Source organism: Achromobacter sp. 10T422 (assembly GCF_056394065.1).
Map to the genome: position 1 here is coordinate 23881 of NZ_JBFTHD010000004.1, position 12756 is coordinate 36636.

Sequence of the window (12756 nt, forward strand, 5' to 3'; positions counted from 1 at the left end):
TGGGGCGCCCTGCGCGCTCATCCAGGCATCCGAGACGCCCCCCGCAAAGGAGTATCCTACGGCGCTTCGTCTCAGCCAGATTCACTCATCGCTATGCGCGGCAATCCCGACGCCAGACAAGGCGCCATTGCGTTGCACGGGTTCTACTTCCTGTATTACGGCTTGCAGGGTGTCAGCATTCCCTTTCTACCCCTTTGGTTCGCCAGCCGTGGGCTGGACCCCGCCACCATCGGGCTGATCGTCGCCACCTCGTTCCTGCCTAAAATTTTGTCGACGCCCGTCGTGGCGCATGTGGCCGACCAGACGGGCCGTGCCCATGCGCTGATTGCTTCGGCGCTGGCGGCGTCGCTGGTGCTGTTTGTCTGCTACCCGTTCACGCTGACGCCGGCGTGGCTGCTGGCGATCACCCTGCTGTTGAACGCCGTGTTTCCCGCCGTGTTGCCGCTGATGGACCGCATGGCGATCGCCAGCGGCCGTACGCAGGGCAATTCCTACACCATCATGCGGGCGTGCGGGTCGCTGGGCTTTGCGGTGGTCACCGTTGCGGGCGGCTATCTGATCAAGACCTTCGACACCAACTGGGTCATGTGGCTGTCGATCCTGCTGATCATCGCCTGCCTGGCCTGCGTGCGGCTGCTGCCGCAGGCCGCGCGCCCTGCCGCGGACGACGCGCCGGTAGAACGCGTGCGCCTGCCCATGCGGGAAGTGCTGCGCGACCGCCCGCTGCTGCTGTGCATTGCGGCGGCTTCGCTGGTGCAGGCCAGCAACGGCTTTCTGTATTCGTATTCCACGCTTTACTGGACGGCCAGCGGCCTGTCCACCGCGCTGATTTCCCTGCTGTGGGTGGTGGGCGTCAGCAGCGAAGTGCTGTTCTTTTTCTTGGCGCCGAAGATCCTGGCTCGCACGGGCGCGCAGTGGTTGATCTTGGCGTCGGCGGTGATGACGGCCATCCGCTGGGCGGGCCTGTCGGCCACCACGGACCCGGCCTGGATCGCCGCGCTGCAACTGCTGCAATGCTTCACGCTGGCGGGCAACAACGCCGCCATCATGTGGTACATCACGCGCCACGTGCCGGCCGCGTGCAAGACGTCGGCCATCGCGCTGTATGCGCTGCTGTCCGGCGGCGTGTTCATGTTCGCCAGCATTCAGCTGGGCGGCGCGCTGTATCGCAGCTACGCGCCGGGCGGCTTCATGGTGATGGCGGTGTGTGCGGTGTGCGCAGTTCCGCTGGTGCTGTTTGCGGAGAGAGTGCGGCGGGGGTGATGCAGCGGGGGTGACAAAAAATTCCCACAAAAAAAGCCACCGTTCCCGGTGGCTTTTTCATGGTCATCAGCAGCAGCCGATCCGTTTCTTTCCGCCGTAGCGCGCGTCCTGGCGCTCGCGGAAGAAAGCCTCGTAAGTCATCGGCTCCTGATCGGGATGGGTACGCCGCATATGCTCGACATACGTTTCGTAATCCGGCACGCCGACCATCAGCCGGAGCGTCTGCCCCAGGTAACGGCCGGCGGCGCCGGCTGCCGAACTCATGTTGGTAAACAGCATGCGGCGCCTCCCGGGGTCAGTCCGCGCCTGCCGGCATGGGCAGGGGCTCGTACGGCGTCTCGCGCGAGGTCGGCTTGTTCTCGGCGCGGGCGCGCCGCACCGATTTCACGCCGAACACCACGATGCTGACCACGACGAACATGAAGATCGCGCACAGGCCTGCATTGATGTAGTCGTTCATCACGACGCGGCCCATCTCGGTCAGCGACTTGGCTGGCGCCAGCACCTGGCCTTGGTCAATGGCCGCGTTGTACTTGTTGGCGTGGGCCAGGAAGCTCACGCGCGGGTCGGCGTCAAACAGCTTTTGCCAGCCAGCGGTCAACGTGCATGCCAGCAGCCACAGCGTCGGCAGGATCGTGACCCAGGCGTAGCGGTCGCGCTTCATCTTGAACAGCACGACCGTACCCAGCGTCAGCGCAATCGCGGCGAGCATCTGGTTGGCGATACCGAACAGCGGCCACAAGGTGTTGATGCCGCCCAGCGGGTCGACCACGCCTTGGTACAGGAAGTAGCCCCAGGCCGCCACGCACAAGGCGGTGGCGATCAGGTTGGCGGGCAGCGAATCGGTGCGCTTGAGCGACGGGGCGAAGGTGCCCAGCAGGTCTTGCAGCATGAAGCGGCCGGCCCGCGTGCCCGCGTCCACGGCGGTCAGGATGAAGAGCGCTTCGAACAGAATGGCGAAGTGGTACCAGAACGCCATCATGCCCGGGCCGCCAATGGCCTGATGCAAGATGTGCGCCATGCCGACGGCCAGCGTCGGCGCGCCGCCCGCACGCGAAATGATGGTGCTTTCGCCCACGTCCTTGGCCGTCTGGATCAGGTCTTGCGGCGTGACCACAAAACCCCAGCTGGACACGACTTGCGCCACCTGGTCCGGCGTGGTGCCAATGACGGCGGCCGGGCTGTTCATGGCGTAGTAGATGCCCGGCTCGATCACGCAAGCCGCCACCAGCGCCATGATGGCCACAAACGATTCCATCAGCATGCCGCCGTAACCGATATAGCGGGCCTGGGTTTCGTTTTCGATGAGCTTGGGCGTGGTGCCCGAGGAGATCAGCGCATGGAAGCCCGACACCGCACCGCAGGCAATGGTGATGAACAGGAACGGGAACAGGTTGCCCGACCACACCGGGCCGGTGCCGTCCACGAACTGCGTCAGCGCGGGCATCTTCAGTTCAGGCGCCACAACCACGATACCGATCGCCAGACCCAGGATCGTGCCGATCTTCAGGAAGGTCGACAGGTAGTCGCGCGGAGCCAGCAGCAGCCACACGGGCAGCACGGCGGCGATGAAACCGTAGACGATCAGAATCCAGGTCAGGCCCTTGCCGTCGAAGTCGAACATCGGGCCCAGCACCGGGTGCGCGGCCACGTCCTGGCCGAACGTGATGGCGGCCATCAGGCCCACGAAACCGATGATGGACACTTCACCGATCTTGCCCGGACGGATGTAGCGCAGGTACACGCCCATGAACAGCGCGATGGGAATGGTGGCGGCCACGGTGAAGGTGCCCCACGGCGAATGCGTCAGCGCCTTCACCACGATCAGCGCCAGCACGGCCAGAATGATCACCATGATCATGAAGGCGCCAAACAGCGCGATCACACCCGGGATCTTGCCCAACTCGGACTTGACCAGATCGCCCAGCGAACGGCCGTCGCGGCGGGTCGAGATGAAGAGAATCGTGAAGTCCTGCACGGCGCCGGCGAACACCACGCCCGCCAGAATCCACAGCATGCCCGGCAGATAACCCATCTGCGCGGCAAGCACCGGGCCAACCAGCGGGCCGGCACCGGCGATGGCGGCAAAGTGGTGACCGAACAGCACGTGCTTGTTGGTCGGCACATAGTCCAGACCATCGTTGTGCTTCCAGGCCGGCGTCATGCGCGAGGCATCCAGCTGGAAAACGTTCTTTGCGATGAAGCGGCTGTAATAGCGGTATGCGATCAAATAGACGCACACGGCGGCAATCACCACCCATAGCGCGTTGATGGTCTCCCCTCTGGCCAGCGCCACGGTGCCCAGCGCAAACGCGCCCAGTACCGCAACCGCCAGCCAGACCAGGTGCTGACCCAGTCCCTTACTGCTGGTTTGCATAAGTGCTCCTCTTGCCTCCCGCCATGCTTGTGGCGTGAAACGCTTTTTTCGTCTCGCGGAAGGCAGACTCATTGTTGTGGGGTGGCGGGCGCGCAAGCGTCCGCGCTGCGTCCAATGGACGCGGGCGTTAGTATTTCGTTTTGCTCCGGGGGCAACAAGCGCGGAACTACGCAAACTGCGTACGTGTTACTACGCAATGCGCCGCAGCATATTCCTGTGGGAATCGTAAAATCGTCGTCATGAATCCCGTTTCCCCCTGGGGGACGCGGCTTGGTGCATCGCACCAATCTCCATCCGGGCTGAATCCCACGCCATGAAGCTCCGCCTGAAAATCCTGCTGCTTGCCGCGGTGCCTTTGCTGGTGGCCGTGGCCGCCATCACGGTGGCCGTCTACGTGCAGGGCCTGCAACTGGCCCAGCGCGAAAAGCAGGTTGTCGAAAGCGCCTGGCTGGCCAGCAAGGAAAGCGAGCTGCGCCACTACGTCAGCCTGGCCTACAGCGCGGTGGCCCCCTTGCAGGCGGCGGGCGACGACGAGGCCACCCGGCAACGGGCGCTGGATCTGTTGGCGCAAATGGAGTTCGGCCACGACGGCTACTTTTTCGTCTACGACCTGCACGGCAAGAACCTGATGCACCCGCGCCAGCCCGAACTGGTCGGGCAAGACCTCTGGGACTTGCGCGACACACGCGGCCAGGCCGTCATCCAGAACCTGTTGACGGCGGCCCGGCGCGGCGGCCAGCAAGGCGAAGTGGTGCATTACCTGTGGGAAAAGCCCTCTACCCATCAGACCGTAGAAAAGCTCGGCTACGTGGTGGTGCTGGACCGTTGGGGCTGGATGCTGGGCACCGGCATCTATCTGGACGACGTGGAGCAGGCGCTGGTGCGCATCGACGCCGCCGCGCAGGCCAACATTCGCAGCATGTTCGCCTGGGTGGCGGGCATTGCCGCCGTGTCCATCCTGGGCGTGGCCGCCTGCGGCCTGGCGCTGAACATCAGCGACCACCGCCAGTCCGACGCCAAGCTGCGGCTGATGGCCCAGCAGCTGGTGCGCTCGCAGGAAGAGGAGCGCGCACGGCTGTCGCGTGAATTGCACGACGGCATCAGCCAGGTGCTGGTGTCGATCAAGCTGTCGCTGGAGGCGGCACGCGAACGGGTGCGGCAGGCATTGCCTGGCGATCCGCAGACGCTCGCCCATATTGATAAGCCGCTGGGTGGCGCGCTGGACCGCTTGAATACCGCCGTGGGCGAAGTGCGGCGCATCTCGCACAACCTGCGCCCGACGCTGCTTGATGATCTGGGCCTGCCCGCTGCCCTGGAACACCTGGGCCGCGAGTTCGCCATCCCCAGCCCCGATGGCGCGCCGCCCCTGGCCGTGCGGCTGCACACCACCGGCCAGCCGGTCAAGCTGCCCGACGCCTACGCCACGGCGCTGTTCCGCGTCACCCAGGAAGCGTTGACCAACGTGATGCGCCACGCGGGCGCCTCGCGCGCCGAGATGACGCTGGCCTACAGCGCGCAAGACCTGCGCCTGACCATTTCGGACGACGGCCGTGGCTTTGACTACGCCGAGGTCCAGCAGGACCCCCGGCGCGGCATCGGCCTGCGCAATATGCGCGAACGCATGAACGCCCTATCGGGCAACCTGAGTTTTCATTCCAGCGCCCAAGGCACCACCTTGCAAGCCTGGCTGCCCCTGCCCGGCGCAGCCGCCCCTACCGCGACGACCCAAGCATGAACGACACCCCCGACGCCATCCGACTTCTGCTGATCGACGATCACCCCCTGGTGCGTGACGGCCTGCGCCTGCGCCTGGAAACCGTGCCGCGCCTGCGGGTCGTGGGCGAAGCGGGCAACGCCGCCGCCGCGCTCGCCTTCCTGGCCAACTGCCACGCCGAAGACCCGCAGGGCGACACCCTGCCCCATCTGGTGCTGATGGACTTGAACATGCCCGGCGTGGGCGGGCTGGAGCTGACGGCGCAACTGCATGAACGCTATCCGCAAATTGCCGTACTAGTGCTGTCCATGCACGACAACCCGGAATACATGGTGCAAGCCGTGAAGGCCGGCGCCCGGGGTTATCTGTTGAAGGACGAACCGGCCGAAGAGATCATTACCGCGATCAGCGCGGTGATGGAGGGGCGCAGTTATTTCAGCGCGGCGGCGGCGGTGCGGCTGTCGTCGGCAAGCGCGCCGGCCACCTTGCTGACCCAGCGAGAACGCGATGTGCTGCGCCACATCGCCAGCGGCCAGGCCAACAAGCAGATCGCCCACACGCTGGGCTTGTCGGTGCGCACGGTTGAAACCCATCGCCTGAATATCAAACGCAAACTGGGCATCGACGGCCAGGCCGAGCTGATCAAGTACGCCGTGGAGAACCGGGGGGTGTAGTCCCAGACCGCCCGCTGCCTGCCCCGTCGCCCGCCCTGCGGTAGACTTGCCTCCATTCCCGCGTCCCGGACGCGACACGACACAACAACACGCCCCGATAAGCGCGCTGCCCAGGAGTCCCCCATGTCATTGGAAAAGAACTACACCGAAATTCTCAAAGCGCTGGGGGAAGACCCGTCTCGCGAAGGGCTGGCCGACACGCCCGCCCGTGCGGCCAAGGCCATGCGCCACCTGTGCCGCGGCTACGCGCAGAACCTGGATGAAATCGTCAACGGCGCGCTGTTTACGTCCGACACGCGCGAAATCGTGCTGGTCAAGAACATCGAGCTCTACTCGCTGTGCGAACACCATATGCTGCCGTTCATCGGCAAGGCGCACGTGGCTTACCTGCCCGCGGGCAAGGTGCTGGGTTTGTCTAAGGTTGCCCGCATCGTCGAGATGTACGCGCGCCGTCTGCAAATCCAGGAAAACCTGAGCCGCCAGGTCGCCGAAGCCGTGCAGACGGTGACCGGCGCCGCAGGCGTGGCCGTCGTTATCGAAGCGCAGCACATGTGCATGATGATGCGCGGGGTGGAAAAACAGAATTCGTCGATGGTCACGTCGGTGATGCTGGGTGAATTCCACGAAAATCCTTCCACGCGCGCCGAATTCTTGAGCTTGATCCGTTGATCTGCTGATCACTGCAAGACGCCAACACGGGCGGCAAGACCAAAAAGGTCTTGCCGCCCGTGTTGTTTAGGCTTCATTTGGCCTTCCTTTGGTCTTAGTTTTCCACCTTGTCTTAGTGTTCCACTTGGCCTCAGATTTCCACTTGGTTTTAGATTTCCCCTTGGCCTCAGTTTTTCCTTTGGTCTTAGATTTGCATTGAGCGGCGTATCACCTTCAATTCAATTCACAGAGATGCGCCCTGCTCTGCCCCCTGCTCTTTCGTTTACTGCCCGCTAAGCCGCAGCGCTTGAAAAACAAGGTGGCGCAATGCCACCGCATCACGAAAAAACGGTGCAGATCACCCTCAATTGAAACGCCGCAAATCCCGGTGGCAAGCGGCTGTTCTCGTCCGAACAGCGCGTGCACAGGCGCTTTACATTGAAGTTGTTCGCAGCCCCCTCACAATCATTACGCTGCGAACCGCGGCCAAGCGATCGGATTCCGCCACAGCCTCCGAAAGCAAACGTCGTGATGTCTGGTTGTTGTTTGCAGTTGCAGTTGTCGCAGCACGAACGGTGACGCCCGCCTTCCCCCCGATCTGGCGCACCGTCAGCAGCAGCTTTCCCCGGCCGGTCTGCCGGCTGGCCGGGGTATTTTTAATAGTCGTCTCATTCACAAAAGCGTTATTAGCAGTCAGCATGACGGGTCGCCTGGCTCGCCCGTTTTGACCGCTGTTTTTCGTCGCGCCAGTTCGTTTGCAGAATGCCGTCAGGCTGCTGGTCGCGCCTTTGCCCACAAGGCAAATCAACGGTGTCCATTCGATGCTGTCTCCCATGAAAGTTCTCGTAATCGACAATGACAATTCCTCGGCGCAGGCACTGCGCAACACCCTTGCCGAACACGGCCAGGTCGTCCACATTGCCGTCGATGGCGCTACAGGACTGCGCATCGCAAGAACCTTTCCCTATGATCTGATCCTGCTGGAAGTCCAACTTCCCGTCATGGATGGCTTCACCGTCTTGCGTGAACTACGCAAAGAAAGCAATGTGCCGGTGGTGATCGTGTCCTCTCGCGACGAACTCCAGGCCCGCGTGCAAGGCCTGAGCGAAGGCGCGGACGACTACGTCACCAAGCCCTACGCCACGTGCGAACTCGTCGCGCGCATGAAAGCCATCAACCGGCGAGCCGTTCCGCCGGACGAGCATTCGTCGCAGCACGTCTTGCGCGTAGGCGACCTTGAACTCCAGCTGCTCAGCCGCAAGGCTTTGCGCGAAGGCCAGCGCATCCGGCTCACTTCGATTGAGTTCGCACTGCTTGAACGGCTGATGCGCAAGCATGGCGAAGTGCAATCCCGGATGAATCTGGCGGCGCACGTGTGGGGTATCAACTTCGACCGCGGCACCAACGCCATTGACGTCGCGGTGCGCCGCTTGCGCATGAAGATGGACGACCCCTTCGAAACGCGCCTGCTGCATACCGTTTGGGGGTTGGGCTACATCATGGAGCAGCGGGACCCGCCCCAATAAAGATAAAAGGCTGAAAAGAAGAGGACCAAAAAGAAAGGGGCTGAATAAGCCCCTTTCTCTATTGGCTGCTAGGCTGCCTTGGCGCTGCGCTCCTCATGGGCCACCGGCGTGCGGGCGCGCAGAAAGCGGCCCGTGCCGGGCGCGGCCTGTACGCGCCTACCGTCATACACCAGCTCGCCGCGCCGCCATGTGCCGTACACATGCACGGAATGCGGCCGCCCGATGCTGGCCAGCGGCTGTACCGGCGACGGCCCCGGCGCCAGCACAACGAAGTCGGCGTCCTTTCCGATATCGAAAGACCCTTTGCGGTCATCCAGCAGGAAATGCACCGCCGGATTCAGGCAAAGCAGGCGCACGACAAGCGTGGGCGACAGGCCTCGGGCTTCGCAGCCGGTCCACAGTGTGGGCAGCAGCAGCTTGGGCCCGTAGTCGGGCGTGCGTCCCGGCCCTTGCAGCGTGTCGTCCACGCGCGCGTGATAACCGGTCGACACGAACGTGCAGGCGTCATTCGCCAGGCGCCGCCAAAGCGCTTCAACCTCTTGGCGCGATCGAAGCAAGGGATAGTCCTGCGCCGATCCGCCCAGCAAGGCCACGGCATCTTCAGTGCACAGCATCAGGCTGCGCAAGCAGGTTTCGATCATGACCCAATGGCCGGCCTTGCGGGTATGCGCGCAGAGCGCATGGCCTTGCTCGGACCAGACATCGGCCGCTTGCATCCGTACGCCCGCCGCGGCGCCAACCCGGCACAGCAAACGCGTCGTCAAGCCTTCGATCAGCGCAAGATTCGCCCGGGCCAGCACCTCTTTGCCGGGCTTTCCTGCGTCCAGCAGTTGGCGGGCGTTGCGGCCCGCGGTCAGGCGTGCGTGGTTGTGCATGCTGCACGCGAGCCCGAAGCGCGCGATGGCCTGAAACGCCTGGATCAGATCGCTTTCATGGTGCGCAAAGCGAGACCGTTCAACCTCGAACGTGGGAATCGAGAACGCGCAAATGCCACCGTCCGCCAGTGCTTTGGTGGCCCGCAGGCCATGCTCGGCGTTGAGGGTGCCGGCCACGGCCACGTCCACCTGCGCGCCCTGCTCGATGCGCGACACCATCGCATCCAGTTGCGAACGGCTGGCAACGACTTCGGCATGCTCATAGGGCATGTCCACCAACGTGGTCACCCCGCCCGCGGCGGCCTCGCGGGACGCACGGCCGATGCCTTCGCCGTCGCCCCAGCCGCCAATGTAAGTTCGGCTGTCGATCGCGCCCGGCAGCACCCAAAGCCCGCGCGCATCGACATAGTCTCGCGCCGCAGGCGGGCTGTGGCTGCCCATCGCCGCGATCTTGCCGTCCACGACGCCCAACCAGCCGTCTTCAAGAATGCTGTCGGCTCCCACCAGCGAGCCGCGTATCACCAAGTCGAAGTCGCTCATATCAGAACACCTGCCAATCGTTGGTCAAATCAGGACCGGTGCTGGCCGCCCGGGCGCGCGGCAGCGCGGAGCGGCCGCCACGCGCAGCCGGCACGGGCATGACCGGGTCGGGCTCGCGCGGCACCGCCATATCAATAATGACGCGGGGCGCCACGGTAAAGACAGCCACGGTCTGCGCCAGCTTTTCCGCCTGATCGTGCAAGGCGCGCGCGGAAGCCGCCGCCTGCTCGACCAGCGCGGCGTTTTGCTGCGTGGCCTCGTCCATGCTCGACACCGCCAGATTGACCTGGTCGATGCCCTGCGCCTGTTCGCTGGAGGCCGCCGCGATTTCACCCATGATGTCGGTCACGCGATGCACCGCAGTTTCGATTTCGCGCATGGTCGCGCCCGCCAGCTCGACTTGCTGTGCGCCCGCCTGCACCCGGCCTGCGGAATCGGCGATCAGCTGCTTGATCTCGCGGGCGGCCGTTGCGCTACGCTGAGCCAGCGCCCGCACTTCACCCGCCACCACCGCAAAGCCCTTGCCCTGGTCGCCGGCGCGCGCGGCCTCTACGGCGGCGTTCAGCGCCAGGATGTTGGTCTGAAACGCGATGGCGTCAATCACCGACACAATGTGCGTGATCTTGGCCGAGCTGGCGCTGATGTCCTGCATCGTGCCAACCACGTCAGCCACCACGGCCGCGCCGCGCCCGGCCACTTGCGAGGCGCCTTCAGCCAGTTCGTTGGCGCGCTGCGCGTTGTCGGCGTTTTCTTTTACGGTGACGGCCAGCCGGCCCATCGACAGCGCCGTCTCTTCCAGCGTGGCGGCTTGCTGCTCGGTACGCGAGGACAACACGACATTGCCGTCCGCGATCTCGCGCGTGCCCACGCCAATCTGCTGCACGCTCTGGCGGACGGCGGCCACCGTCTTGGCCAGACTGGCCTGCATGCGTTGCAGCCCCAGAAAGAGCTGGCCGATCTCGTTGTGGGATTTGATCTGGATGTGATTGGTCAGGTTGCCGTCGGCAATGCTTTGGAAATGGGTGCCCGCGCGCAACAAGGGGCGCAGCACCGACCGGCTGACAAAGAGCGCCGCGCCGATGCTGAGCAGCACGGCGGCCGCCAGCAACCCCACAATCACCAGATTGGCGCGCAGGTGCCGGGTGGCGGCGGCGGCCACGAGCGCGTCTGTCCGGAGGTCGACAAGGTCCAGGTAAGCGGCCACCTGCGCGTCAAAGGCCAGATGCGCGCTCTGGACGGCATCCATCTGCAAGGCGAACGCGCGGGCGTCCTGGCCGCGCATGGATTCGAATTGTTCGGCGGCCAACGCGTCGTAATGTTTGAACGCCGTCAGCACGGGCGCCGCGCGGGCTTCGCGCTCGGGGGTTCGAACTTCGCTGGAAAAGGCCTCGAACCGGCTGCGCGAGCGGCGCCACAACTCTTCCGCGCGCTCGGCGTCCGCAGCGCTTTCGCGCGTGCGGCCAACTTGGCGGTTGATCATGGCCGCGTCCATCGCCAGCCGCGCCCGCAACATCAAGGTGTAGGCCTCGTACGCAGGCACCACCTGGCTGGAGTACGCGTCATTGACCTGGCCCAGATTCGCGTTGCTGGAGCGCGTGTCCATCCAGGCGGCGCCGTTGGCGGCCAGCATGCCGGTAAAGAACAGCGCCAGCAAGATGCCAAGACAGGTGCGGACTTTTAGATTGGTGAACATACGACCTCTGCGTTTTTTGCGGCGAAATCCGGCCGCCCAGATGGCGCGGCGGCGGTAGGCGCAGGCCGGACAAAAAGAATGTATGCCGGCGCCGCTAACAAATCGTTAACAAATGAATGACATTTCCGTCACCGGCCGACATGCGCAGTAGTGCTAAGTCAAGGCCACCGACATAGCCCTCGGGCATTTGGCCGATACCTCGCCCGCATCTCCGGGATTAACCATGAGGGCAAGGCGGCGGCGCCAGCGTGTGGCTCCTACTGATCCGCCCATCTGGACCTAGCGTTCTGCCCCTATCCGGGCAAACTGGCACCAGGCCGCACCGGCACAAAGCCGGTCGCGTCGGGGCGCGGCCCACTCTCTTTCGGAGATCACCATGAACGCGATTTACCGCCTCATCCGCCGCTGCACCCTGGCCGGCCTGACCGCCGCGCTGCTTGCCGCGCCCGCCTACGCCCAGACCAAACTGGTCGTCGGCTACCAGCTCATCGTTGGCCCCTTCCTGTCTTCCATCGCCGATGGCAGTTTCGACGCCGCCTTGAAAGAGGCTGGCTACCAGGTGGACTGGCGCCAGTTCACATCAGGCGGCGATATCTCAACCGCGCTGGCCTCCGGCAATGTGCCGGTCGGCGTGCTGGGCTCCACGGGCATGACGTCGGCCGCCACGCGCGGGGTCGACTTGCAGCTGTTCTGGATTCTGGACAACATCGGCAAGTCCGAAGCGCTGGTGGCGCGCAACGGCTCAGGCATCAACAGCACAGCCGACTTGAAGGGCAAGCGCGTGGCCACGCCGTTCGTGTCGACCTCGCACTTTCACCTGCTGGTCGGCATGGACCAGGTCTGGAAGATCAATCCGCGCGACGTGCGCATTCTGAACATGCAGCCCCCGCAGATCGTGGCCGCCTGGCAGCGCGGCGATATCGACGCCGCCTACGTGTGGCCGCCCGCGCTCACCGAAATTGAAAAGACCGGCAAGATCATTGCCGACTCCGAAGCCATTGGCCGCGCCAGCGTGCCCACCTTTGACGGCATCGTCGTTGACCGCGCCTGGGCCGCGAAAAACCCGAAGTTCATGGCCGCCTTCACAGGCGTGCTGGCCAAGTCGTATGCCGACTATCACGCCAACGGCGCCAAGTGGACGGCCGACTCGCCCCAGGTCAAGGGCATCGTCCGGCTCATTGGCGGCAAGCCCGAGGACATCGTCAGCGCGCTCAAGCTGCTGGTGTTCCCGACCGCGCAGGAACAGGCGTCCAACACCTGGCTGGGCGGCGGCAAAGAGTCGGGCGCGGTGCGCGCGCTGGACGCCAGCGCCAAGTTCCTGAAAGACCAGAAGCAGATCGACCGGGCGCTGGGCGACTACAGCCCGCACGTGACCGACCAGTACGCGAAGGCTGCGGCCAAGTAAGCGCGCCGTCTTGGCGCAGGGCGCCCGCCTGGCCGCGGGCG

At 64.5% G+C, this 12756-nt stretch carries 11 protein-coding genes; 6 read left to right on the plus strand and 5 right to left on the minus strand.

All coding sequences use genetic code 11. The annotated features are described in order from the left end of the window. The first annotated feature begins 93 nt into the window (after positions 1 to 93). A complete protein-coding gene (locus tag AC1DB0_RS10665) occupies positions 94 to 1263 on the plus strand; it encodes an MFS transporter (RefSeq protein ID WP_476756866.1) in 1170 nt (389 codons plus the stop codon). Positions 1264 to 1329: 66 nt separating this feature from the next. Here AC1DB0_RS10665 and AC1DB0_RS10670 read toward each other — a convergent pair whose 3' ends face one another. Both AC1DB0_RS10670 and AC1DB0_RS10675 read right to left on the minus strand, forming a co-directional pair. Further along, positions 1330 to 1542, minus strand: coding sequence for a YbdD/YjiX family protein (locus AC1DB0_RS10670; protein ID WP_156336810.1), 213 nt, complete (start codon positions 1540 to 1542; stop codon positions 1330 to 1332). A gap of 16 nt (positions 1543 to 1558) precedes the next feature. Beyond that, a complete protein-coding gene (locus tag AC1DB0_RS10675) occupies positions 1559 to 3640 on the minus strand; it encodes a carbon starvation CstA family protein (RefSeq protein WP_054425691.1) in 2082 nt (693 codons plus the stop codon). Positions 3641 to 3953: 313 nt separating this feature from the next. Between AC1DB0_RS10675 and AC1DB0_RS10680 the strand changes: the two genes are divergently transcribed. The 3 genes from AC1DB0_RS10680 (at position 3954) to folE (ending at position 6697) form a co-directional block, all read left to right on the plus strand. Next, entirely contained in the window at positions 3954 to 5375 is a 1422-nt protein-coding gene (locus AC1DB0_RS10680) for a cache domain-containing protein (RefSeq protein WP_054425693.1), read from the plus strand. Then, positions 5372 to 6028: a response regulator transcription factor gene (locus AC1DB0_RS10685; RefSeq protein ID WP_342067239.1), complete on the plus strand. Its 657-nt coding sequence runs from the start codon at positions 5372 to 5374 to the stop codon at positions 6026 to 6028. Before AC1DB0_RS10680 ends, AC1DB0_RS10685 begins: the two co-directional genes overlap by 4 nt. A gap of 123 nt (positions 6029 to 6151) precedes the next feature. Beyond that, a complete protein-coding gene (gene folE / locus AC1DB0_RS10690; RefSeq protein WP_054425697.1) occupies positions 6152 to 6697 on the plus strand; it encodes a GTP cyclohydrolase I FolE in 546 nt (181 codons plus the stop codon). 412 nt (positions 6698 to 7109) lie between these two features. Here the strand turns inward: folE and AC1DB0_RS10695 are convergent, their stop codons facing one another. Continuing rightward, positions 7110 to 7511 (minus strand): hypothetical protein, encoded by a 402-nt coding sequence (locus AC1DB0_RS10695; RefSeq protein WP_156336812.1) that lies wholly within the window; start codon positions 7509 to 7511, stop codon positions 7110 to 7112. Here AC1DB0_RS10695 and AC1DB0_RS10700 point away from each other — a divergent pair. Then, positions 7510 to 8202: a response regulator gene (locus tag AC1DB0_RS10700; RefSeq protein WP_054425699.1), complete on the plus strand. Its 693-nt coding sequence runs from the start codon at positions 7510 to 7512 to the stop codon at positions 8200 to 8202. The genes AC1DB0_RS10695 and AC1DB0_RS10700 overlap by 2 nt on opposite strands. A 68-nt stretch (positions 8203 to 8270) precedes the next feature. Here AC1DB0_RS10700 and AC1DB0_RS10705 read toward each other — a convergent pair whose 3' ends face one another. Both AC1DB0_RS10705 and AC1DB0_RS10710 read right to left on the minus strand, forming a co-directional pair. Beyond that, positions 8271 to 9617 (minus strand): amidohydrolase family protein, encoded by a 1347-nt coding sequence (locus AC1DB0_RS10705; protein ID WP_476756868.1) that lies wholly within the window; start codon positions 9615 to 9617, stop codon positions 8271 to 8273. 1 nt (position 9618) lies between these two features. Continuing rightward, on the minus strand, positions 9619 to 11310 hold the full coding sequence (locus AC1DB0_RS10710) for a methyl-accepting chemotaxis protein (protein WP_476756869.1): 1692 nt from the start codon (positions 11308 to 11310) through the stop codon (positions 9619 to 9621). 376 nt (positions 11311 to 11686) lie between these two features. Between AC1DB0_RS10710 and tauA the strand changes: the two genes are divergently transcribed. Next, positions 11687 to 12715, plus strand: a complete 1029-nt coding sequence (gene tauA, locus AC1DB0_RS10715; RefSeq protein WP_054425703.1) for a taurine ABC transporter substrate-binding protein — start codon at positions 11687 to 11689, stop codon at positions 12713 to 12715. The last annotated feature ends 41 nt before the right edge of the window (positions 12716 to 12756 follow it).

Bases quoted from the DNA above. Each gene is read 5' to 3' on its own strand.
- tauA (WP_054425703.1), top strand. From the start codon at position 11,687: ATGAACGCGATTTACCGCCTCATCCGCCGCTGCACCCTGGCCGGCCTG.
- AC1DB0_RS10695 (WP_156336812.1), bottom strand. From the start codon at position 7,511: ATGGGAGACAGCATCGAATGGACACCGTTGATTTGCCTTGTGGGCAAA.
- AC1DB0_RS10705 (WP_476756868.1), bottom strand. From the start codon at position 9,617: ATGAGCGACTTCGACTTGGTGATACGCGGCTCGCTGGTGGGAGCCGAC.
- AC1DB0_RS10675 (WP_054425691.1), bottom strand. From the start codon at position 3,640: ATGCAAACCAGCAGTAAGGGACTGGGTCAGCACCTGGTCTGGCTGGCG.
- AC1DB0_RS10665 (WP_476756866.1), top strand. From the start codon at position 94: ATGCGCGGCAATCCCGACGCCAGACAAGGCGCCATTGCGTTGCACGGG.
- folE (WP_054425697.1), top strand. From the start codon at position 6,152: ATGTCATTGGAAAAGAACTACACCGAAATTCTCAAAGCGCTGGGGGAA.
- AC1DB0_RS10685 (WP_342067239.1), top strand. From the start codon at position 5,372: ATGAACGACACCCCCGACGCCATCCGACTTCTGCTGATCGACGATCAC.
- AC1DB0_RS10680 (WP_054425693.1), top strand. From the start codon at position 3,954: ATGAAGCTCCGCCTGAAAATCCTGCTGCTTGCCGCGGTGCCTTTGCTG.
- AC1DB0_RS10700 (WP_054425699.1), top strand. From the start codon at position 7,510: ATGAAAGTTCTCGTAATCGACAATGACAATTCCTCGGCGCAGGCACTG.
- AC1DB0_RS10710 (WP_476756869.1), bottom strand. From the start codon at position 11,310: ATGTTCACCAATCTAAAAGTCCGCACCTGTCTTGGCATCTTGCTGGCG.
- AC1DB0_RS10670 (WP_156336810.1), bottom strand. From the start codon at position 1,542: ATGCTGTTTACCAACATGAGTTCGGCAGCCGGCGCCGCCGGCCGTTAC.